Origin of the sequence: Nocardia vaccinii NBRC 15922, assembly GCF_001613305.1 — a bacterium.
GTDB classification, from domain to species: domain Bacteria; phylum Actinomycetota; class Actinomycetes; order Mycobacteriales; family Mycobacteriaceae; genus Nocardia; species Nocardia vaccinii.
Genome location: NZ_BDCC01000017.1, coordinates 96,093 through 118,749 on the forward strand (window position 1 = coordinate 96,093; position 22,657 = coordinate 118,749).

Sequence of the window (22,657 nt, forward strand, 5' to 3'; positions counted from 1 at the left end):
GTTTGGCGAATGGAAGGATCTCCGGCGGATGAACGGCATCGATCGGATCGCGACGAACCTGGAGTCACATCTCACGATCACGGTGCTCGCCGCCCTCGGCGTCGTCGTGGTCGGGTGCGGTGCGATCTGGGCCGTGCGATCGGCCCGGCGTCGCGGACTCACCGGAGAACAGGCGGGCACCCTGCTCGCGGCCGCGATCGCGACGGGTGTCAGCGCGCAGGGCATGTGGGTGTTCTTCGACAAATCGCTGCATCTGACGTTGTCGCTGCGGATCATGTTCTTCGCCTTCCTCGAAATCATGGTGCTGACCTCGGCGTTGCGGGCTCGCAGCGCACAACAGGTCAGCGGCAGCGCCGGCATCGACGGCGTCGCGATGTGGGTGCTGACCTGCTTGTCCGCGGTGCTGGCGGCCACCGATGCGGACAACGCGGGCACGGTGCTGATCCGTCTGTCCGCACCTCTGGTCGCGGCATGGGGATGGGAACGCAGCATGGCCCTCGAACGTCGCCGCAGCGGCGCGCTGGGCGGAATCAATTGGCGCATCACCCCCGAACGCGTCCTGATTCGGCTCGGCATCGCCGATCCCACCGACCGCACCGCCGGTGAGGCCGCCCGCCAGCGCCGCCTCATCGACGTCGCCCTCGCCGCGGATCACGCCCGGACCCTGCGCGAGACCGGCGCCGGTCCGCGACGGATCAATCGTGCCCGGCGCCACCTGCAACGGGTCATGCGCCGCGCGGTGGAGGACGGCGGTCTGGTGGACAACGCCCGCGCGCCGCGAACCGTGCTGATGGACAATCTGCGCGTCTTGTCCGGCACCGGCGCACTGGTGGATCTCGATCTGCCCAGTCCGTGGATCCTCGACGAGGAATCCGGCGCGCCGGACGCGGTGTTGTTCGCGGCCCCGGCACTCCCGGCCTCGGATGCGGCGGCTCCGGTCCCCGACGAACAGTCGGCGCGCTCCCGCACAACCTCCGCTTCGCCGCAGAACTCGCCCGAAGCCGCTGGTACGCGGTCGATTCCAGGAGACTCGACCGCATCGCCCGACCGGTCGGCACCGCTGACGGCCACGCCGGAAGACGGCCGGGCACAAGCCGAAACGCGGATTCCCGCACCGACGGAGTCGGATTCATCGGCGGGGCAACCTCTCTCGCCGACCGAGCAGAAACCGTCGACCGAACCTGCGAACCGGATAACGCAAACGTCGACGGCGGGGTACGGACAGCCGCCGTCGACAACAGAGCGGCCCCTTCCAGCGACCGCACAGCTCCGGGAAGCAGGTCAACCGATCCCCGCGCCGGCGCGGACTGAACAAGCAGACCAACCACTTCCGACACAGGCCCAGCGGGCAGGCCGACCGATCCCGGCGACGAACCGGGAACCGGCAGCCGGTCAACCGCGGTCGACACCGGCACAGACGCAGGAGGAGGGCACACGGATCTCGGGAACGGCGCCGATCCGGCAAGCGGGCCAACCGATTCCGGCGACCGGGTGGCCGCCGGAATCGGAACAGCCCCTCCCCGCGAGCGCCCAGGTCGCGGAGCCGGTCCAGCCCGCCCCGGCAACGGCACAGAGCCCGGACGCGGGCCCGGCACTCCCCCGGACAGCGCAGACTCCGACGACCGAACCGGACCTCTCGGCGGTGACGCAAACGCTGCCGACCGTACAACCGTCCTCGAATACAGCGTGGACTTGGCATGCGGGGCAAGAGCTTTCGCCGACGACGCCGAGTCCGTCGGGACAGCCACCGGCGGACGCGGCATGGACGACGCTCGCGAATGAAGGTGCCGACCCCCGGGAATCGGAGTACACCGGACCTGCCGGACGGTATACGGCAACGGCGACGCCTACCGCCTCATCGCAGTCCGAATCCACCCAGGCGAACCGGCAATACCGTCGGGATCCGGCATTCCGCGAGCGGGTGCGCGAACTCCACGCGGTCAACGCGCCGACCAGCGAGATCGCCGCGCAACTGGGTACGAGCTCACGCACCATCCGGCGCATCCTGGCCGATCTGGACGCCGAATCCGGTAACTCCACCCGGCAGAACCGGAATCCGGCCCAGGCCGCGGTCTCGAACTGGCACAACGGTTTCCGCATCCTGCCCGGCGGAAACAGCACGGCCGCGAACGGGTCCGCCGGCAGCAAGGACACAGCCGAGGAGCGGACGCCACACCGAGGTGAGCGCTCGGCGGAGAAATGACCGGCCGCCCGGCGCGAGGCTCCGGCGGGCGGCCGGCGGCGCGATCAGGAGTGGTCGCGCGAAAGAACGAAGAAGTACGGGTCGCTCATCCCGCGCATATCCATCACGCCGAGCAGGGTATCCCCGTCCACCAGGCGGAAGCAGTCGATGATCGGCAGGTGGTCGTACACCATGGCCGCACCGACCTTGCCGCGGTACTCGAGGTCGCGCAGCCGGGCACACGGCGATCCCGCGCGCAGCGCCGGGCGTAGCAGCGGCAGCAGTCGTCGACAGAATCGGACACCGGCCAGTGGAACGCGTCCCGCGAGCGAGAGCGGGACGCGGCGCGGATCGACCGGGAAGATCCGCTCGTCCGGTCCGGCGAACAGCAGCGGTTGCACGCTGTCGGCACTGTCGAATTGTTTGCCGTACCAACCGGATCCGACCAGAACGCCCTTCCACGGATGTCCGGTGTCCAGTTCGCCACCGCGCCACCGGCCGGTGGTGACCTCCTCCACGCGGACCCCGGGGAGGCTGTCGAAAAGTTCCCACGCCTGCTGCGGGGTGCAACCCGTGCCGCGCAGTTCGTCCAGCCGCGCCGCGGGTGTACCGATACCGGCCACGCCAGCCTCCTCGATTCGTGCGAAAAAGAATAATCGGTCCTCACAATATCTCGACACGCCGAGACCTCGAACACGTCCGCCCCTACGGCGATCCCGCACGGTCCGCCGATCCATTGCTCCCGCGCCGTGCACCGATCGACTACCCCGGCATCGCGCGGCGTGCACCGATCGGCCGGGTTCGCCGGTCCGGAACGCAGCTCCGCGAATGCTCTTGACCTCGAGCATGCTCGAGGTATGAGGATGGTGGCCGACCCCGGTCCGCGAATCCGCCCGATGCGGTCGCGGAACACCCCGTCGTCCTTTCGTACGCCCGTCGACGGGGTTCCGGGGCACATCATCGCCCCGCGGTTCGCGCCGGATGCGGCAGCGCCCGATCGCTACGCTGGATCGTGTGCAGCCGAGCCTTCTGTCACATATCGCCGCCGCCAACGACCTGACCGGCCGCTGGTGCGAACAGGCGGGAGATAACGACTTCGTCCTGTCGGGCTGCGGAATCTGGCCGCTGCTGGGCATTCTCGCCGATGCCGCCGACGAGCCCGCGCGTTCCGAACTCGCCGCCGCGACATCGCTCGCGCCCGCCGAGTCACGGGCCGCCGCTCTGGCCCTGCTCGCCGAACTCACCGATGCGGCCTCGACCGCCGCCGCGCTCGGCGTCTGGGTCCGCCCGGACCTCCCCCTGCACGAGGCGTGGGTGCGCAGCCTGCCCGCGGGCACCGTCGAGAAACTGACCGGCCGGCCCGCCCTGGACGCCTGGGCCGACGAGCACACTCGCGGGCTCATCGATCGCTTCCCGCTCGAGGTGCAGCCCGACACACTGATGATCCTGGCCACCGCGATCGTCGCGAAAACGGCATGGCGCACGCCATTCCACGACGATGTACTCGAACCCGCGTCGGGCCCGTGGGCGGGCCACCGCGGGCCGGGACTGTCCCGCAATTCCGAAACCCGCACCGACGCCGCCCTTCTCGCCGCACCCGCACCGGTAACCCGGGTTGTCGTGCGCGGCACCGGCGACCTGGACGTTCATCTTCTCCTCGGCGATGCCTGCCCCGCGGAGGTGCTGCGGGCCGGACTCGGCGTCCTCGACGGCTCGATCGAGGCGCACACCGCCCTGCGGGTCGGTGACAGCGGACCCGGGCTGACCGTTCGCCAGACCCGCGCGACGGCCGATACGCTACGAATCCAATTGCCGCCGTTCGAGATCCACTCCTCCCACGATCTGCTCGAACACCGCGATCTGTTCGGCCTACGCACCGCGACCGATCCCCGCACCGGCCACTTCCCGGCGCTGTCGGATACTCCGCTACGCATCGACGGCGCCGCCCAGAACACCCGTGCCCGATTCACCCGGGAGGGCTTCGAGGCCGCCGCGGTCACCGCCACCCGGATGGTCCGCGCCGTCGCCTTCCAGCGGCCCCACAGCACCGTCGAAACGGCCGTCACCTTCGACCGTCCCTTCGGATTCCTCGCCGTCCACCGCCCCACCGGCCTGGTCGTGGTCGCAGGCTGGGTCGCCCGACCTGCGATATAGGCGCACAGGATTCCACCGCCGACCGGTCCGACGGGTGCTACGGGTTCCCGTATTCGTCCCGCGCCGTCAGCGGTTGCCATCGCCTGGACGTCCGCTCAGGTCCGGCCGGAACGTGTCGGCGGGCTCTGGGATGATGGCTGCGATGCCCGAACAGACCGAAGTCGACCAGCGGACCACCACCCCGCGAAAACCGTCGATATCCGCGAGACTGCGCCGAGTAGCTCTGCTGGATTGGATTCGGATCACGCTGCTCATCGTCGGATTGCTCTGTGTGGCAACCGGATTGCTGCCGCGCGCCGAGGCCGCGAGCAATATGCGCCGGATCGCGCCGCTGCTGCTGTTCCTGGGCAGTGTGATCATCCTGGCTCAGTTGGCCCGGCGGGCGCGGGTGTTCGATGTGATCGCGCATCGGGTCGCGATACTCGGGGCAGGAAATTACGCCGCTCTGTTCGTGCTGTGCGTGCTGTTCGCCATGGCGACCACCACGTTGCTCAACCTCGACACGACGGCGGTGCTGCTCACTCCGGTGATGCTCGCGCTGGCCCGGCCCGCCCGCATCGCGCCGTTGCCACTGGCCATGACCACGCTCTGGCTGGCCAACACCGCGAGCCTGCTGTTGCCGGTCTCGAATCTGACCAACCTGCTCGCGGCGAACCGGGTCGGGCTCGACGGCGTCGGATTCGCCGCACGCATGTGGGCGCCGCAACTGGCCTCGATGCTGATGACGATGCTCGCGCTGTGGATCTGGTACTGGCGGCGGGGCCGTCGGGGGGCCGATCGCTACACTCCCCCGCAACCAGTGCGTGCGGCAGATGCCCGTGAACGCGTCCTGATGGGCGTCACCGCGAGCGCATGTCTGCTGTTCGTGGTCGCCATCCCGCTCGTCGGCGACAGCATCGGCCTGGCCGCGGCCGCGGCGGCACTGCTCGCGATCGCGGCGTTCGCCATCCTGGATCGTCGCGTGCTGCGCTGGTCACTGATCCCCTGGCAGCTGTTGATCTTCGTCGTCGGATTGTTCCTGGTGGTGCCCACGCTGAGCCGATTCGGACTCTCCACGCTGATGCACACCCTGATCGGCGACGATCCCGGCGTCTCGGGGGCCCTGCGCGCCGCGGCCGCCGGAACCGGGCTGTCCAATCTCGCCAACAACCTGCCCGCGTACACCGCGGGCGAAGCGGTGATACCTCCCGGCAATCGAAATCAGTTGCTGGCCTTGCTGATCGGCACGAATATCGGATCGGTGGTCACGCCGTGGGCGTCCCTGGCCACCCTGCTGTGCCTGGAATTCTGCCGCGTTCATGGCGTGCGCGTGCCGATGCGCCGATTCCTGGCCACCGGGCTCGCACTGGCCGTCACCGCGACCGTCGCCGCCGTGGGCGCACTGCTGATCACCGGTTGATCGGCGCAGGTAAATCTCCTGGCCGGATGTTTGAGGCCGATGGCATGCTGGTAACCCGAGTTGATGTCCACGATTCATCTGGGGGTTGCGTTGAAAAAAATCGTTCCCGTGATCGGCCTGGCATTCTGCTGTGCCCTGGGCCTTGCGGCACCGGCGGCGAGCGCCGATGCCTGGACCGACGGCCAGGTCCAATGGGCGAACTGCAAACAAGCCGGACACTCGGACGAGTACTGCCGCGCCCTGCTGAACGGCAAGCCGCTGCCCGCACCCGCGCCGGCGCCAAGCGGTTCGGCCGGATAACGGCCGGTCCCCGAGCGGGATCGACATCCCCCGCACCGGTCCGGGGGCCGCTCACCGCGTGGCGAGCACCGAGGCCACGAGTTCCCGCATACTCTGCCGAATCCGTTCTCGCCCCACCGTCTGCACCGCGCGGACGACGATCTCACTGCCCAGCGGCGCCATCAGCAGCGCCGCCATGGCCTGAGCGTCCAGCTCGGGCCGTGCCTCCCGCAACAGTCCGGTGATGTGCGCCGCCCAGAAGGCGTGCAGGTTCTCTCGTTCGGGATGCTCGGGCAACGTCTGATATGCGACGGCCAGGTCGAGGTTGTCCAACGCCAGTTCGGTCATCGCATCGAAATACGCCACGAGCCGCTCCGCGGCGGGCGCACCCGGCCCGAGCGGCGGCGGCCCGTGCACGACCGCCGCGCGCAGTGCGAACGCGCGCTCTCCGACCAATTCTTGCAGCAGGCCCGCACGTGAGCCGAAGCGGTGGAAGATGGTTCCCTTACCCACTCCGGCGGCGGCCGCCACGCGCTCCATCGTGACTCCGGCCGCACCGTGCTCCGCGAACAACGCCGCCGTCGCATCGAGGATGGCGCGTCGATTGCGCGCGGCATCGGCGCGTTCCTTGCGAGGTTCGTCGGCCATGCCGTCCCTTCGTTGACAACTTGACCGGCGGTCCATATCGTCGACACTGCAACTTGACCGCCAGTCCACTTATGGAGTTTCGATGCAGGCCATCGTAATGACCGCCGCCGGCGAGCCCGAGGTACTCCTCGCCCGCGAACTACCCGATCCGCACCCAGGCCCCGGCCAGATCCTCGTGCGGCCCACCGCGATTCCGGTCCTCTACCCCGAAATCGCGCTGCGCCGAGGTCTTTTCCCGATGGCCGCCGAACTTCCCGCGATATTCGGATTCCAGGCGGCCGGATCGGTCACCGAAATCGGCGCCGGTGTGGATTCCGCCCTGCTCGGCGCACGAGTCGTCGCGGCCACCACGGGGTCGGGAGCTTACGCGGAAAGGGTCTGCGTCCCAGTGGAATCCGCGACCTTTATCCCGGCGGGGCTGCCCACCGAGCAGGCGGCCGCCGTACTGATGGGCGGATCGGTCGCGCTGGCCCTGCTGCGGCGGGCCGCACTCACCGGAGCCGAAACGATCCTGGTCCAGGCCGCGGCCACCGGAGTCGGGGGCTACCTCACGCAGTTGGCGAAGGAATACGGCGCGAAGCGCATCATCGCCACCGCCGGCGGGGAGAAAACCGATCGCGCCCGCGCGCTCGGTGCCGACGAGGTCGTCGACCATCGCGACCCACAATGGATTGCGCGACTGCGCGATATCCTCGGAGACAACACGATCGATGTCGCCTTCGAGGCGATCGGCGGGCAGTCCGCCGCCGATCTCCTGGATCTGATGACCCCGCTGCGCGGCCGGATGCTCGGCTACGGCTCCCTGTCGGGACTACCCGCACCCATCACCGCCACGGACCTGCTCGCCCGCGGTCTCACGTATACCGGCTGCGCGGGCCCGGCCTGGCTGCAACTGGTGGCCGCCACTCGCGCGGAGGCGCTCGACCGCACCGCCGCGGGCGGACTCGAGCCACTGATCGACCGGACGCTGCCGCTGGATCGAGCAGCATACGCACATCGGCTGGTCCAAGACCGGCAAACCACCGGAACGATCATCCTGCAACCGAACCACGCTCCCGCATAACGTATCGGGCCGAAGCCCCGACCCAGCGGGATTCGGCCCGATCACGGAACGACGCCGCGCGCCCAGGAAGAGCTACCCCTCGGACCCCGAAACCGGGGTGCTGCGAGTGGCCGCCGCTGCCGCGCGGACCTGGGGGGCCACCCGAACCACCTGCCCCAGTACGCCGTTTATGAAGCTCGGCGAATCGTCGGTGGACAACTCCTTGGCCAGCTCCACCGCCTCGTCCACGGCCACGACCGGGGGAACGTCGTTGGCGTGGAACAACTCCCACACCGCGACCCGCAGGATGGCGCGATCCACGGCGGGCAGCCGCGAGAGCGTCCAGTCCTGCAGGTACGACTCGATGGTGCCGTCCACCCGGTCCAGATCGTCGGCCACGCCCTCGACCAGCGTGCTGGTGTAGGGGTTCACCGGTGCGACCGAATCGTCACCGGTGGACAACTGCACCCGCTCGGTGATCAGCTCGGTCACATCGATGTCGCGCGCCTCGGCCTCGAACAACAGGTCCACCGCGCGCCGACGTGCCTTGTGCCGGGCGCCGAGCTTCTTGTACTGGGACTTCTTGTCCCCGGGCTGATCGGCCACAGTCGCTGGCTTCTTCCTCGAATCAGGAGTTCACGCGGCTGATGTAGGAACCGTCGCGAGTATCGATGCGCAGCTTGTCACCCTGGTTGATGAACAGCGGCACCTGCACCTCGGCGCCGGTCTCCACGGTGGCGGGCTTGGTGCCCGCGCTGGAACGGTCGCCCTGCAGGCCCGGCTCGGTGTGGGTCACCACCACATCGATGGCGACCGGGAGCTCGACGTACAGCGCCTCCCCCTCGTGCATCGCGACCTGGACGCTCATGTTCTCCAGCAGGAAGCCCGCGGACTTGCCCAGCACGGCTTCGCCCAGGTTGATCTGGTCGAAGGTGTCGCCGTCCATGAAGATGTAGTCCGACCCGTCGTGGTACAGATAGGTCATATCGCGCCGGTCGACCGTGGCGGTCTCGACCTTCACTCCGGCGTTGAACGTCTTGTCGACCACCTTGCCGGACAGCACGTTCTTCAGCTTGGTGCGCACGAACGCGGGCCCCTTGCCCGGCTTGACGTGCTGGAACTCGACGATCTGCTGGAGCTGATTGTCGATCTTCAGCACGAGGCCGTTCTTGAAGTCGCTGGTGTCCGCCACTGTCCTCGGATCTCCTGTTCTCGGGCCGCGCGTCAATCGACGACGGTCAGGTCTTTGCTGGTGAGCGTGAGCAGCTCGGGACCCCCCTCGCGTACCACGAGGGTATCCTCGATCCGGACACCGCCGCGGCCCGGGAAGTACACACCTGGTTCGACGGTCACCGCCACGCCATCGAGCAGTGTACCCGTGCCCGTTTTCGCCAGACCGGGCGCTTCGTGGATCTGCAGACCGACACCGTGCCCGAGCCCGTGTACGAACAGCTCGCCGTGCCCGGCCGCCTCGATCACGCCACGCGCGGCCGCGTCCACCTCGGCGCATCCCACCCCCGGCTTCAATGCCTTTCGCCCGGCCCGCTGCGATTCCCGGACCAGGCCGTAAACCTCGCGCTGCCAGTCGTCGGGCTCGCCGAGGACCAGGGTGCGGGTCATATCCGAGTGATAGCCGTCGACGACCGCGCCGAAGTCGAGTTTCACGAAGTCGCCCGCGGCCAGCACCGCATCGGTGGGACGGTGATGCGGCACAGCCGAATTCGCGCCAGCGGCGACGATGGTCTCGAACGCCACCGCCCGGGCGCCGTGTTCGAACATCAGCCACTCCAGGTCCCGCGCCACCTGTCGTTCGGTGCGACCGGGCCGGATACCGCCACGCTCGAGCAGCGCGGCCAGCGCCGCGTCGGCCGCCGCGCAGGCCGCGCGCAGCCGATCCACCTCGTAGTCGTCCTTGACCATGCGCAGCTGTTCCACCAGGCCGGGCACCGCGACCAGTTCCAGGCCGGTGGCCTGTTCGACGAAGCCGCGGTGCTGATCGACCGTGACGACATGGCTCTCGAATCCGACGCGCCCGGTCTGCCATTCCCCGGCCAACTCCACGATTCGCCGCGCGCTGGCCCGCGCGATCTCCGCGCGCAGATCCGGCACCTGCTCACCCACCTGGGTGATGTACCGGCCGTCGGTGCAGATCACGGTCCGCGCCTCGGCGGTATCCCAGGCATACACCAGCAGAGCGGCATTGGATCCGGTGAATCCGGTCAGATACCGGATGTTCACCAGGTCCGTCACCAGCAGGGCATCGACCCCGTTCTCCACCAGTAGGTCCCGCAGCGCGGCCCGGCGGGCCCCGTGGTCGGGGCGCCGGGCACCGTGATCAGCAGACATGGGTTCAACGCTACCGCTGTCCGCGCGGAACATCCTCCTGTCGTATCCCCATACTGCTGCACAGCCCCGCCGGATCGGCTTCCCGCTCGGCGTACTGGGCGAACATCTCCCCCGGGGCGGATTATGAAGCGTTTGTTATTCACAATTTCGGAGTTGTCCACATTTCCTGGTCGAGGCCGTCACGACCCCTTCGGCGCGGGCACGATGAGCTCATGTCCCTCACCACCGTCGCCGCATTTCTCGCACTCACGGGCTGGTGCGTTCTGCTGAGCGTCATCGATCTGCGTGAACGCCGCCTGCCCAATGCGCTCACCGCAGCGGGTGCGGTAACCGTACTGGGTGTCGCGGCGGCCACCGGGCACGGCGCTGCCGCGGTATTCGGCGCACTCCTGCTCGCGGTGCCTTATCTGGTGATTCACCTTGCGTTTCCGGCCGCGTTCGGGGCGGGTGATGTGAAATTGGCACTCGGACTCGGTGCGGCTGCCGCCTGCGGCGGCGCGCAGGTATGGGTGTGGGCAGCGCTCACCGCCCCCGTACTCACTGCGCTGGCCGGCATGGCCGTGCGAGCGCGTGGCCACCCGGCCCGCCCCGCGCACGCGGATCCGGCGCTACCGCACGGACCGGCCATGTGCCTGGCGACGCTCACCGCCCTGCTGCTGGCTCGCTGACCCGGTCGCGGTCCGCGTTCACCCGGATCGGCAACGGTTCGCAGCACGATGCCCGCGTAGCTGCGATTTCGCCGCCCGCTCGACGATCCGTGCGGGCCCGCACCGGACCACGATCGGGCGTACCCTCTCGCACGGCGCCGGGCCAGATGTCCGGGCAGCGGTGTTGACGTGGAAAGATAGGAGACGTGCTGCGCTGGATAACTGCCGGAGAATCCCATGGTCCCGCCCTCGTCGCGATCCTCGAGGGGATGGTGGCCGGGGTCGAGGTGACCTCTGCCGATATCTCGGGACAGTTGGCGCGTCGACGCCTGGGCTACGGCCGCGGTGCCCGGATGAAGTTCGAGGCCGACCAGGTCACCGTCATCGGCGGTGTACGGCACGGGCGCACGATGGGCGGCCCGGTGGCGATCGAGATCGCGAACTCGGAGTGGCCCAAGTGGACCGAGGTGATGGCCGCGGATCCGGTCGACGAGGCCGAACTGGCCGAACTGGCCCGCAATGCGCCACTCACCCGGCCTCGCCCCGGCCACGCGGACTACTCCGGAATGCTCAAATACGGATTCGACGACGCGCGCCCGGTCCTGGAACGGGCCAGTGCCCGCGAGACCGCCGCCCGCGTCGCCGCGGGCACCGTCGCGCGACAGTTCCTGCGCCAGGCCTTCGGCGTGGAAGTCATCTCCCATGTCGTATCCATCGGCACCGCGACCGCGCCCGCCGGTGTCATACCCGCCGCCGCGGATCTGCCCGCCATCGATGACAGCCCGGTCCGCGCGTTCGACAAGAACGCCGAAGCGGCCATGATCGCGGAGATCGAGGCCGCGAAGAAGGACGGCGACACCCTCGGCGGCGTGGTCGAGGTCGTGGTCGAGGGGCTGCCGGTCGGGCTGGGGTCGTTCACCAGCGGCGAGAACCGCCTCGACGCGCGCCTCGCGGCCGCCTTGATGGGTATTCAGGCGATCAAGGGCGTCGAGGTCGGCGACGGTTTCGAAACCGCGCGTCGCCGAGGCAGCGCCGCACACGACGAGATGCGGCCCGGTCCGGACGGTGTGCTGCGCTCGACGAACCGGGCCGGCGGTCTGGAGGGTGGGATGACCAACGGCGAGGCGCTGCGGGTGCGCGCGGCGATGAAGCCGATCTCGACGGTCCCGCGGGCGCTGTCCACGGTCGATATGACCACCGGCGACGAGGCGGTGGCGATCCATCAGCGCTCGGACGTGTGCGCGGTACCCGCCGCCGGTGTGGTCGCCGAATCCATGGTCGCGCTGGTCGTGGCCCAGGCCGCGCTGGAGAAGTTCGGCGGCGACTCGCTACCGGAGACCATCGGCAATATCGACGGTTACCTGAAACGGATCAACGCCCGTCCCCATGTGCCATCGGGCCCCGCGGTCTCATGACCCGCGAGACCGGCCCGCACCGGCCCTGCGTGGTGCTGGTCGGGCCGCCCGGAGCGGGCAAATCCACGATCGGCCGCAAACTGGCCCGGGAACTCGGGGCCGAATTGGTCGACACCGACGCGATGATCGAGGCCGAGGCCGGACGTACCATCGCGGAGATCTTCACCGCCGAGGGCGAACCCGAATTCCGGCGCATCGAGGAGGATATCGTCCGCCGCGCCGTGCAGGCCGATGACGGCATCATCTCACTCGGCGGCGGTGCGATCCTGTCGGCGGCGACCCGGGAACTGCTGCGCGAGCGGACCGTGGTCTATCTGGAAATCAGTGTTGCCGAGGGACTTCGGCGCACCGGGGCCGCCACCCACCGGCCACTGCTGGCCGGCGGCGACCCGTCGGTCAAATATCGCGAACTCATGCGAATTCGCCGCCCGCTCTACCGTGAGGTCGCCTCGGTCCGGGTGCGCACCGACGGCCGCAGCCCCGGCCGGGTGGTGCGCAATATTTTGGCCAGACTCGGTCTCGAACCCGTCGCGCCGGTGGTGACACCGCCACACCCCGCCGGGACCTCCGGCGCCCCGGCCCGGCGATCTCGGCGACGCCGTCGCGGCGGCCGCTCACGCGGCACGAACAAGGCTGCCGCACAAGCGGTCTCGACCACCACAGCACAGCCGGCGACCGCGCCCGCCCGGACAACCGATATCACCGAGCCGAACGCGTCTCCCTCGGACGCCGCGGCCACCGACGGTGTGACGAGCACCCGCCGATCCCGGCGATCCCGGCGCGGTGGCCGGCGCCGGTCGAAGAGCCAGCGCCCCGCGACGACACCGGACTCGCCGACCACCGCCGCCGAAGCGCAATCCGGATCCACTGCCGCACAACCGGTTCCGGACCAGGCCTCCAACCCACGGCGCCGAAGCGCCTCGCGATCGAATTCCGGGGCGGCACAACAATCCCGGTCAGGCTCGTCCCGATCCAGAACGCGCGCCACTGCCCCGCGGCCGCCCACCGAGGCCACTCCCGCACCCGCCCACCAGGACACCGTATCGCCGCGCACGACCGGTGCACGACGTTCCCGCGCTGCCAAACGCCCCGCTGGACCACCGACTCCTCGACCGGCCCCCGACCCGGCCGCCGCCGATGCCGCACGCCGGGTCCCCTCGGGCGATTCACCGGAGCGGACCCCCGCCGCCTCCCCGAACAGTACCGGGACACAACGAGATTCGGATGATGCGACACCGTCGGGCCGATCCCGGTGGGACCGAGCACGCCGCGCACGCACCCTGCGAGCACAACAAGAATCGGAGCAGACCGCATGACCGACCCGATCCGCATCGACGTCCGCACCGCAGCGCCGTATCCGGTGATCATCGGGCGGGGCCTGCTGGAGGATCTCGTCGAGCAGGTGACCGGGCGGCCCGCCGTCCGCACCGTTGCCATCTTCCATCAGCCGCCGCTCACCGAGACCGCCGAGGTGGTACGCAAAGCCCTGGCCGACAAGGGAATCGACGCCCACCGCGTCGAGATCCCGGATGCCGAGGCCGGTAAGGATCTGCCGGTGGCCGGTTTCTGCTGGGAGGTGCTGGGCCGCATCGGGCTCACCCGTCAGGACCTCGTCATCGGCCTCGGCGGCGGCGCGGCCACCGACCTGTCCGGATTCGTGGCCGCCACCTGGATGCGCGGCGTGCAGGTCATCCACGTGCCGACCACACTGCTGGCCATGGTGGACGCGGCGGTCGGCGGTAAGACGGGCATCAATACCGAGGCCGGGAAGAACCTGGTCGGCTCGTTCCACGAACCCGCCGCGGTGCTGGTCGATCTGGCCACCCTGGAGACGGTGCCGCACAACGAGATCGTCGCCGGGATGGCCGAGATCATCAAGACCGGATTCATCGCCGACCCGGTCATCCTGGACCTGATCGAGCGCGACCCGAAGGCCGCCCTGGACCCCACCGGTGATGTACTGCCGGAGCTGGTGCGTCGCGCCATCCAGGTGAAGGCCGATGTGGTGGCGGCCGATCTGAGGGAGTCCAGCCTGCGGGAGATCCTCAACTACGGGCACACCCTGGGCCACGCCATCGAACGTCGTGAGCGGTACCGGTGGCGGCACGGTGCGGCCGTATCGGTGGGCCTGGTCTTCGCCGCGGAACTGGGTCGTCTGGCCGGACGCCTGGATGACGCCACCGCCGACCGGCATCGCGCCGTCCTGGCCAGTGTGGGCCTGCCGACCAGCTATGACGCCGACGCCCTGCCGCAACTGCTGGAGGGGATGCAGACCGACAAGAAGAATCGAGCCGGCATGCTGCGTTTCGTCGTGCTGGACGGCCTGGCCAAACCCGGCCGCCTCGAGGGACCCGACCCCTCGCTGCTGGCCGCCGCCTATGCCACCATCGCCCGCGAGGACACCGCCGAGGGCGGTGCGATCCTGCTGTAGACGTGCCGCACCGAGACGCGAGATGCCGTTCCGGATCGAACCCGGAACGGCATCGTCGTTGTCGAAGGGTCAGGCGGGGCTGGCGGCGTGATCCGTCGAGGGTCGCGAGGTCTCGGCCGCCTTGTTGTTCTCCCGGTTGACCAGGAAGCGCCCGAGCCCGACGCCCACCATGGCGGGGATGAAGATCATCAGCACGATGAACGCGGCGCCCGCGGTGATCTCGAAACCCAGGCCGTTGTCACCGAGATCGAAGGACGGAACGTAATCCAGCGCCCAGGCCACCACGCCCGAGCCCAGACCGCCGACCACACCCGCCTTCAGCCAGCGCATGGTCAGATCCGCGCCGCCACGCTCGGGATCCGGATGAGCCCGACGGTCGCCACGACCGTCGAACAGGCCCCAGGCCACTCCGGCAGCGATCAATACGATCAGGCAGACCAAGCGCATCCAAGCTCCCTGGGTCGGCCAGTTGATCATCCCGAAGCCCAGCAGGGTCCGCAGGACAACCGTCAGCACGCCCAGACCAATGGCGCGTAACACCCACGCATTCATGTCGTCCACCCTAACCTGCCGAAGGATTCGGAAAAATAGTAACCGGTTACAGTTCTGCAACCCGGACCGGGTGAACTAGCCGTCCAGCGCCGCGATCATCGCAGCACGGGGCGCCTGGGCGCCGGTGAACTGCTCAACCTGGCCGTAGGCCTGGTTCAACAGCATCTGCAGCCCGCTGATCACCGTATGACCGGCCCGCAGGACCGCCTCGGCAACCGGGGTCGGCCACGGGTCGTAGATGGCGTCCAGCACCACCGGCGCGGCGGCGATCGAATCCGCTACCACCGCAGCACCGTTCGCGGGCACCGTGCTGACCACCGCGTCGGCGCGGGCGCACGCGGCCCGCAGCCGCTCCGCGTCGAAATCGATCATCGTCGCCGACATCCCCAGGCGCCCGGCCAATTCCAGCGCGCTCGCGGACCGGCCGGCATCGCGCGCGACGACCGTGACCGCATGTGCCCCGAGTTCGGACAGCGCCAACAGCGCGGGCCGTGCGGTACCACCCGCACCGATCACCACCGCCTCGGCGACCTTCTCGACGCCGCCGCCGCGCAGCGCGCCGCGCACCCCGTCCACATCGGTGCAGTCCGCCCGCCATCCGGACGCGGTCCGCACCAGAGTATTCGCCGAACCGACCAGGATCGCCCGCTCGGTGCGCTCGGACGCGAACTCGAGCGCGGCCACCTTATCCGGCATCGTCACCGATAACCCCACCCATTCGGGCCCCAGTCCGGCGACCAAACCGGGCAGCTGTTCGGCGGTGCACTCGATGCGCTCGTAGGTCCAATCCAGGCCGAGGGCGCGATACGCCGCCAGATGCAGCTGAGGTGAGCGGGAATGCGCGATCGGACTGCCCAGCACGCCCGCCCGGCGATGCGTGCGCACCGATGCGGTGCCGTTAGTGTCCACTGTCGAGAATTCCGCTCTGCCTGGCCTTTTCGATATTGCGCTGATGTTCGCTGTAGCTGTCGGTGAACAGGGTCATGCCCTGTTTGTCCACGGTGACGAAGTACAGCCACGGCCCCGGTGTCGGATTCTCCATGGCACGCAACGCACCCAGCGAGGGTGAGGCGATCGGCGTCGCGGGCAAGCCGGACATGGCGTAGGTGTTCCACGGGGTGCGCTTGGCCCGATCGGCGTCGCTGGTGGCGACCGCGAGCTTGTCCAAGGTGTAGTTCACCGTCGAATCGAACTGCAGCGGTTGATCGACTGCGAGCCGGTTCACGATCACTCGGGCCACCTTGGCCATATCGGCGGGCAGAGCCTCGCGCTCGACCAGCGAAGCCGCGGTCAGCGTCTGATACGGGTTCAAGTTGTTGGCGTTGGTCGTCAGCAGTCCGGTCGACTCGTAACTCTGCGCGCTCTGCCTGACCAGCTGGGCCAGAATCTGCGCCGGAGTCCCACTCGGATCGAAATCCCATGTGCCGGCTTCGATCAGGCCCTCGAGCTGGCGAGTGCGGTCGGGCACCTGACGCACCGAGTCCATCGCCCACTGCGGCACTCCGAGCGCGTTCAGGTCGGTACTCGCTCCGGCCGCGTCGAGCTGCTCGTAGGTGACGCACTTCTTCGCGCTGCCCGTGCCGATGCAACTGGCGTCGGCGATCTTGCGGTAGATCCCGTCGCTGCGGGAACCGGTGTTCGCGTCGGTCGAATCGTGCAGCCGCCGCCCCTCGGAGATGACAACATTGCCGACCCGGGCGTTCTTGCTCATCAGCGCGGTCACCGCATCGGCGCCCTTACTGTGCGTCGGCACCGCGTAATAGCCGGGCTGCACCGAGTTCATCCCCGAATCCCGCACGGCCGCTTGATAGAACGCGCCGGTACTCTTCACCACTCCCCGGTCGAGCATCGTCTTGGCGATCTGTTCCGCGGTGTCGCCGGGCGCGACACGTACGACCGTCAGCGGCCCGGAGGCACCGGTGTAATCGTCGGGGCCGCCGAAGCCGCCGATGAACTTGTATCCGGCGTAGACCACCGCGACGGCGAACAACACCACGAAGACCGTGCCGACGTAGATCAGATTGCGGCGGCGACGTTTGCGCTCGGCCGCTTTGCGGGAGGCGACGCGGGATCGACGTCCCCGCCCGGACCGGCCGCGCTGCGCCTCGTCCCGCGAGCCGGGCTTGCGAGTGCGCTGTGTCCCGGCGCCCGATCCACGAGCGCCGGACTTCCGGGTCGCGGATTTGCCACCAGTTTGCTTACGGGTCGTCCTGGCGCCGCCGGATTGGGTACGAGCGGTCTCCTCCCGAGTGCCTCGCTCGCGCTGCCGGGCCCGCTGCGGGGCGCGGCGCGGCGCGGGTTCGGGTTCTGTCGGCGGCTCCTGGTCGTAGTAGTCCTCGGCGTACTCGGCTTCGGCGTACTCCTGCTCGACATAGTCGTCCGGGTCGAGGTATCGATGCCCGCCGGTATAGGCGTTGTCGCCGTACTCGAACTCGCCGCTGGGATAACCGTCCTCGTACTCGTCGCGATAGGCCGGGATGACCGTGGTGTCGTCCTCGCGCTCATCCCACTCGTCCGGGGCCGCATGGCGCGCACGCCGACCGTGCCGGGGCTCGGCACCGCGCGGCGCGCCCAGCTCGGAGCCGCGCACGGCCCGGTTCTGCGCACTGTGCGCGGCACGCTCGTCCGCCTCCGCCCAATTGTCCGAGCGACGGTACCGCCGCTCCTCGGTGCTGCGCCGAAGACGTTCTTCGGCACGGAGCCAGCGGTCATTCATTCGCCCACCCCGCCGCCTGCGTCACCGGCCGACCTTAGCACCGTACTCCGTTCGTCCAACCACCCTTGCAGGATCGATACGGCCGCCGCCTGGTCGATCATCTGCCGCTGCCCACGTGCGCGAACTCCACTGTCTCGCAGTGCACGTGCAGCTGCCACCGTAGTCAAACGTTCGTCGGAAAGTCTTATCGGCACATCGGGAAGCACCAATTGCAAACTCTTCGCAAACCTTTCGGCGAGTGTCGCCGAAGCGCCGTTCTCGCCACGAAGAGTGCGCGGAAGCCCAACGATCACCTCGACGGCCTCATATTCCCGCACAATCTCGGCAATACGGGTCAGATCGGTTGCGGGAGCGCCTTTCCCTCTACCCGCGCCGCCCTTGCCCTTCCCGGCGCGCGGCACCGTCTCGACCGGAGTGGCCAGGATTCCGTCCGGATCGCAGGAGGCGACACCGATGCGGACCGTGCCCACATCGATGCCGATCCGCCTCCCGCGGCCAGGATCGGTCGCGGCGTCCGGCCGATCGGAAACCGGACCGGACGCCGGTGAGGAACCCTCCGAAGTTTCGTCCCCCGGGGAGCTGTGCATCAGGCGGCGAGCTCGGCCACCCGCGCACGCACGGCAGCCAGACCGGGCGCGATCCCGGACGGGTCCGATCCCGCGCCCTGCGCCATCTCCGGCTTGCCGCCACCACGTCCGGCGATGCTCGGTCCGAAGCTGCCGACCAGATCACCGGCCTTGAAGCCGAGGTCCTGCGCGGACTTGTTCACCGCGACCACGAACGGCACCTTGCCGCCGTCATTGCCCAGCAGCACCACCACGGCCGGTTCACTGCCGAAGCGGCCGCGGATATCCCCGGCCAGGGTGCGCAGATCACCCGGACCGACACCCTCCGGCGCGGCCGCGGCCACCAGCAGCACCCGGCCGACTCGCTCGGCCTCGTCGACGAACTTCCCGGCCTGCGACAGCACGGCCTGCACCTTGGTCCGCTCGAGTTCCCGCTCGGCGACCTTCAGCCGCTCCACCAGCTGCTCCACGCGCGCGGGCACCTCTTCGCTGGGCACCTTCAACGAGGAGGCGACCCCGGCCAGCAGCGCACGCTCCTTGGCCAGGTAGCGGTACGAGTCCAGGCCGACGAACGCCTCCACGCGCCGCACACCCGAACCGACCGAGGATTCACCGAGCACGGTGATCGGGCCGATCTGCGAGGAATGCTCGACATGCGTACCGCCGCACAGCTCCATCGAGAACGGGCCGCCGATTTCCACGACGCGCACCTCGTCGCCGTAGTTCTCGCCGAACAGCGCCATCGCGCCCATCGCCTTGGCCTTGGGCAGATCGGTGACGAAGGTGTTCACCGGGAAGTCCGCGCCCACAGCGTCGTTGGAGACCGCCTCGATATCGGCCTTCTGCGATTCGGACAGCTGGCCCTGCCAGTTGAAGTCGAAGCGCAGATAACCAGGCTTGTTCAGCGAACCGGCCTGCACCGCGTTCGGGCCGAGCACCTGACGCAGCGCGGCATGCACCATGTGCGTGCCCGAGTGGCCCTGGGTCGCGCCCCGCCGCCACGCCGGATCCACCTGCGCCAGAACCGTATCGCCCTCGGTGATCCGGCCCTGTTCGACGGTGGTCTTGTGCACCCACAGCTGCTTGGCGATCTTCTGCACGTCGTTGACGCGTACCTTCAGCCCCGACGCGGTGAGCGAACCCCGGTCGGCGATCTGACCGCCGGATTCCGCGTACAGCGGGCTGCGATCCAGGATCACCTCGACGCTCTGTCCCGCGGACGCCACCGGAACCCGCACGCCGTCGGAGATGAGCGCGAGAACCTTCGCCTCCGAAGTGAGTTCGTCGAATCCGGTGAACTCCGTCGGACCGCGGTCGACCAACTCCTTGTAGATGGTCAGGTCGGCGTGCGCGTGCTTGCGGGACTGGGCGTCCTCCTTGGCGCGCTGACGCTGCTCAGCCATCAGCGAGCGGAAGCCCACCTCGTCGACCTCGAGTCCGGCCTCGGCGGCCATCTCCAGGGTCAGATCGATCGGGAAACCGTAGGTGTCGTGCAGGGTGAACGCATCCGAACCGGCGATCCGCGCCCCACCAACCGAGCGCACCTCGGCCACGGTGTCGTCGAACAGCTTCGAACCGGTGGCCAGCGTCTTGAGGAACGCGGTCTCCTCACCGACCGCGACCGTCTCGATCCGTCCGAGATCACTGGCCAGTTCCGGATACGAGGGAGCCATCAGCCCGCTCACGACCGACATGAACTCGCTCATCACCGGCTTGTCCGCACCCAGCAGCCGGGCCGAGCGCACGATCCGGCGCAGCAGGCGGCGCAGCACGTAACCGCGGCCGTCGTTGCCGGGATTCACGCCGTCGGCGATCAGCATGGCCGCCGTGCGGGCGTGATCGGCGATGACGCGGAAGCGCACGTCGTCGGAGTGTTCGACGCCGTAGGCCCGGCCGGTCAGCTCCTCGGCCCGGGTGATGATGGGGCGCAGCAGATCGGTCTCGTAGACATTGTCGACGCCCTGCAGCAGGAACGCGACGCGCTCGACACCCATACCGGTGTCGATATTCTTCTTCGGCAGCGGGCCGAGGATCTCGAAATCGTCCTTGCCGCGCCCCTCACCACGCTCGTTCTGCATGAACACGAGATTCCAGATCTCGAGGTAGCGATCCTCGTCGGCCTCGGGCCCACCTTCGCGCCCGTACTCCGGGCCGCGGTCGTAGTAGATCTCCGAACAGGGGCCGCACGGACCGGGAATGCCCATGGACCAGTAGTTGTCCGCCATGTCGCGGCGCTGGATCCGCTCCGGCGGCACACCGACCGACAGCCAGATCTTCTCGGCCTCGTCGTCGTCCAGATAGACGGTGGCCCAAAGCTTTTCGGGATCGAAGCCGTAGCCGCCGTCCTCGACCGACCCGGTCAGCAGCGACCAGGCCAGCTCGATCGCCCCGCGCTTGAAGTAGTCGCCGAAGCTGAAGTTGCCGGCCATCTGGAAGAAGGTGTTGTGCCGGGTGGTGATGCCGACGTTCTCGATATCCAGCGTCCGCACGCACTTCTGCACGCTCGTCGCGGTGGCGAATGCCGGGGTTTGCTGACCGAGGAAATACGGCACGAACTGCACCATGCCTGCGTTGACGAACAGCAGGTTGGGGTCGGCCAGGATCAGGGAGGCACTGGGCACCTCGGTGTGGCCGGCATGGACGAAATGGTCCAGGAAGCGCCGTCGAATCTCGTGGGTCTGCACGAATATCCAGCCTACCGGGCGTGGTCCAGCGGATATTACCGGGCCTTTGGCCTCCGTCCCTCTCCTCGTGCCCGGGTTGGCGTTCCCCGGCGGTAGCGGAGCTCAGGCGACCTCAACGGCCTCGGACTATTCGGCGGAGTTTGGTCACCCGGGGGCCGACTTCGCGTTCATAGCCGTGGTCGGTGGGGGCGTAGTAGTCGGTGCCGACGAGTTCGTCGGGAGGGTATTGCTGGGACAACACGCCGTCGGGGTGGTCGTGGGGGTACTTGTAGCCCTGGGCGTTGCCGAGCTTCGCGGCACCGGCGTAGTGGCCGTCGCGCAGGTGCGCGGGTACCGCACCGGCCTTGCCCTGACCGATATCGGATATGGCCGCGCCGATCGCGGCCGCCACGGCACCGGATTTCGGGGCGGTGGCGACGTGGATGGTGGCGTGCGCGAGCGCGAGCTGCGCCTCGGGCATGCCGACCAGCTGCACCACCTGGGCGGCGGCGACGGCGGTCTGCAACGCGGTCGGGTCGGCCATGCCGACGTCCTCGCTGGCCTGGATCATCAGGCGGCGGGCGATGAAGCGCGGATCCTCACCGGCGCTGATCATCCGGGCCAGATAGTGCAGCGCCGCGTCGACGTCCGACCCGCGCAGGGATTTGATGTAGGCGCTGATCACGTCGTAGTGCTGATCTCCGGCGCGGTCGTAGCGCACGGCCGCGCGATCGACGCTCGCCTCCACCAGATCCACGCCGACGCTGCCATCCAGCGAAGATTCCGCCGAGGCCTCCAGCGCGGTCAACGCGCGACGCGCATCTCCACCGGCGATGCGCACGATGTGATCCAGCGCCTCCTCGCTGATCGCGTACTCACCGCCCAGTCCGCGCGGATCGTCCGCGGCTCGGCGCAACACCTGCCGGATATCGTTCTCCGACAACGACTTCAGCTGCAGCACCAGCGACCGTGACAGCAGCGGCGACACCACCGAGAAGGACGGGTTCTCCGTCGTCGCGCCCACCAGCAGCACGATCCGGTTCTCCACCGCGGCCAGCAACGCGTCCTGCTGGGTCTTGGAGAACCGGTGTACCTCGTCGATGAAAAGCACCGTCTGCTCACCGGCCAGCAACCGGCGCCGGGCCACATCGATGACCGCCCGCACCTCCTTGACCCCGGCCGACAACGCCGACAACGCCTCGAACCGGCGACCGGTCGCCTGGGAGATCAACGAGGCCAGCGTCGTCTTACCGGTCCCGGGCGGCCCGTACAGCAGCACCGACGCCGCACCGGACCCCTCGATCAGCCGCCGCAGCGGTGAACCCGCACCCAGGAGATGCTGCTGACCGACCACCTCGTCCAAACTCGCCGGGCGCATCCGCACCGCCAGCGGCGCCAACCGCCCGGCGGCCTGCCCCAGCGAGAACTCCTCCGTACCAGCCGACGGAGCCGGCGCGCCGGGAGCTTCGAACAGCCCCTCATTCATTGCCGAACCTCACCCGATCCCCTTCGCACTGTCTGCGAGCCCACACCTCGGACCAGTGTCCGCACCCGGAGGTGTGCGCCGCGGAACGGCCTGTCGCCGACCACGCGCCCGAATTCACCCACGCTCGACCA

19 protein-coding genes and 1 pseudogene are annotated in these 22,657 nt (G+C 68.9%); 9 read left to right on the plus strand and 11 right to left on the minus strand.

The window, feature by feature from the left end:
- Nucleotides 1-28 precede the first annotated feature (28 nt).
- Nucleotides 29-2,203 (plus strand): hypothetical protein, encoded by a 2,175-nt coding sequence (locus NV1_RS12805; protein WP_067889994.1) that lies wholly within the window; start codon nucleotides 29-31, stop codon nucleotides 2,201-2,203.
- Nucleotides 2,204-2,247: 44 nt separating this feature from the next.
- Here NV1_RS12805 and NV1_RS12810 read toward each other — a convergent pair whose 3' ends face one another.
- Nucleotides 2,248-2,805: a DUF4334 domain-containing protein gene (locus NV1_RS12810; protein ID WP_373864611.1), complete on the minus strand. Its 558-nt coding sequence runs from the start codon at nucleotides 2,803-2,805 to the stop codon at nucleotides 2,248-2,250.
- A 391-nt stretch (nucleotides 2,806-3,196) separates the two neighbouring features.
- On the opposite strand from NV1_RS12810, the gene NV1_RS12815 reads away from it, so the two are divergent.
- The 3 genes from NV1_RS12815 (at nucleotide 3,197) to NV1_RS12825 (ending at nucleotide 6,035) form a co-directional block, all read left to right on the plus strand.
- Nucleotides 3,197-4,336, plus strand: a complete 1,140-nt coding sequence (locus NV1_RS12815) for a serpin family protein (RefSeq protein WP_084525351.1) — start codon at nucleotides 3,197-3,199, stop codon at nucleotides 4,334-4,336.
- A 142-nt stretch (nucleotides 4,337-4,478) separates the two neighbouring features.
- Nucleotides 4,479-5,735, plus strand: a complete 1,257-nt coding sequence (locus tag NV1_RS12820) for an SLC13 family permease (RefSeq protein ID WP_067890532.1) — start codon at nucleotides 4,479-4,481, stop codon at nucleotides 5,733-5,735.
- Nucleotides 5,736-5,843: 108 nt separating this feature from the next.
- Nucleotides 5,844-6,035: a hypothetical protein gene (locus tag NV1_RS12825; protein WP_157116864.1), complete on the plus strand. Its 192-nt coding sequence runs from the start codon at nucleotides 5,844-5,846 to the stop codon at nucleotides 6,033-6,035.
- Between the two features lie 51 nt (nucleotides 6,036-6,086).
- Here NV1_RS12825 and NV1_RS12830 read toward each other — a convergent pair whose 3' ends face one another.
- A complete protein-coding gene (locus NV1_RS12830) occupies nucleotides 6,087-6,662 on the minus strand; it encodes a TetR/AcrR family transcriptional regulator (RefSeq protein ID WP_067890007.1) in 576 nt (191 codons plus the stop codon).
- A gap of 82 nt (nucleotides 6,663-6,744) precedes the next feature.
- Here NV1_RS12830 and NV1_RS12835 point away from each other — a divergent pair, with 82 nt between their 5' ends.
- Entirely contained in the window at nucleotides 6,745-7,725 is a 981-nt protein-coding gene (locus tag NV1_RS12835; RefSeq protein ID WP_067890010.1) for a quinone oxidoreductase family protein, read from the plus strand.
- Between the two features lie 72 nt (nucleotides 7,726-7,797).
- Here NV1_RS12835 and nusB read toward each other — a convergent pair whose 3' ends face one another.
- The 3 genes from nusB to NV1_RS12850 are packed head-to-tail and all read right to left on the minus strand — an operon-like array spanning nucleotide 7,798 to nucleotide 10,050.
- Nucleotides 7,798-8,310, minus strand: coding sequence for a transcription antitermination factor NusB (gene nusB, locus NV1_RS12840; RefSeq protein ID WP_067890013.1), 513 nt, complete (start codon nucleotides 8,308-8,310; stop codon nucleotides 7,798-7,800).
- A gap of 22 nt (nucleotides 8,311-8,332) precedes the next feature.
- Entirely contained in the window at nucleotides 8,333-8,896 is a 564-nt protein-coding gene (gene efp, locus NV1_RS12845; RefSeq protein ID WP_067890016.1) for an elongation factor P, read from the minus strand.
- A gap of 32 nt (nucleotides 8,897-8,928) precedes the next feature.
- Nucleotides 8,929-10,050 carry an aminopeptidase P family protein gene (locus NV1_RS12850; RefSeq protein WP_067890020.1) on the minus strand — a complete coding sequence of 374 codons (1,122 nt, stop codon included), beginning with the start codon at nucleotides 10,048-10,050 and terminating at the stop codon, nucleotides 8,929-8,931.
- A 212-nt stretch (nucleotides 10,051-10,262) separates the two neighbouring features.
- Between NV1_RS12850 and NV1_RS12855 the strand changes: the two genes are divergently transcribed.
- From NV1_RS12855 to aroB, 4 genes and pseudogenes are all read left to right on the plus strand, one after another.
- Nucleotides 10,263-10,718, plus strand: coding sequence for a prepilin peptidase (locus NV1_RS12855; protein WP_067890023.1), 456 nt, complete (start codon nucleotides 10,263-10,265; stop codon nucleotides 10,716-10,718).
- A gap of 185 nt (nucleotides 10,719-10,903) precedes the next feature.
- Entirely contained in the window at nucleotides 10,904-12,112 is a 1,209-nt protein-coding gene (gene aroC / locus NV1_RS12860) for a chorismate synthase (protein ID WP_067890026.1), read from the plus strand.
- Nucleotides 12,109-12,627 (plus strand): annotated as a pseudogene (locus NV1_RS45660) (shikimate kinase); the annotation flags it as partial. The gene aroC and the pseudogene NV1_RS45660, both read left to right, overlap by 4 nt.
- 797 nt (nucleotides 12,628-13,424) lie before the next feature.
- The gene (gene aroB, locus NV1_RS12870; RefSeq protein ID WP_067890029.1) at nucleotides 13,425-14,543 is read left to right on the plus strand and encodes a 3-dehydroquinate synthase; all 1,119 of its coding nucleotides are present in this window, start codon (nucleotides 13,425-13,427) and stop codon (nucleotides 14,541-14,543) included.
- 69 nt (nucleotides 14,544-14,612) lie between these two features.
- On the opposite strand, the gene NV1_RS12875 is transcribed toward aroB, so the two are convergent.
- From NV1_RS12875 to NV1_RS12900, 6 genes are all read right to left on the minus strand, one after another.
- Complete coding sequence (locus tag NV1_RS12875) at nucleotides 14,613-15,095, minus strand: B-4DMT family transporter (RefSeq protein WP_067890535.1); 483 nt, start codon at nucleotides 15,093-15,095, stop codon at nucleotides 14,613-14,615.
- Between the two features lie 75 nt (nucleotides 15,096-15,170).
- The gene (locus NV1_RS12880) at nucleotides 15,171-16,004 is read right to left on the minus strand and encodes a shikimate dehydrogenase (RefSeq protein ID WP_245713693.1); all 834 of its coding nucleotides are present in this window, start codon (nucleotides 16,002-16,004) and stop codon (nucleotides 15,171-15,173) included.
- Nucleotides 15,994-17,811, minus strand: a complete 1,818-nt coding sequence (gene mltG, locus NV1_RS12885; protein ID WP_067890032.1) for an endolytic transglycosylase MltG — start codon at nucleotides 17,809-17,811, stop codon at nucleotides 15,994-15,996. Before mltG ends, NV1_RS12880 begins: the two co-directional genes overlap by 11 nt.
- On the minus strand, nucleotides 17,808-18,398 hold the full coding sequence (gene ruvX, locus NV1_RS12890; protein ID WP_067890035.1) for a Holliday junction resolvase RuvX: 591 nt from the start codon (nucleotides 18,396-18,398) through the stop codon (nucleotides 17,808-17,810). Before ruvX ends, mltG begins: the two co-directional genes overlap by 4 nt.
- Nucleotides 18,398-21,061, minus strand: a complete 2,664-nt coding sequence (alaS, locus tag NV1_RS12895; RefSeq protein WP_067890038.1) for an alanine--tRNA ligase — start codon at nucleotides 21,059-21,061, stop codon at nucleotides 18,398-18,400. The genes ruvX and alaS overlap by 1 nt, the downstream gene beginning before the upstream one ends.
- Before the next feature lie 112 nt (nucleotides 21,062-21,173).
- A complete protein-coding gene (locus tag NV1_RS12900) occupies nucleotides 21,174-22,526 on the minus strand; it encodes a replication-associated recombination protein A (RefSeq protein WP_067890040.1) in 1,353 nt (450 codons plus the stop codon).
- Nucleotides 22,527-22,657: the final 131 nt, after the last annotated feature.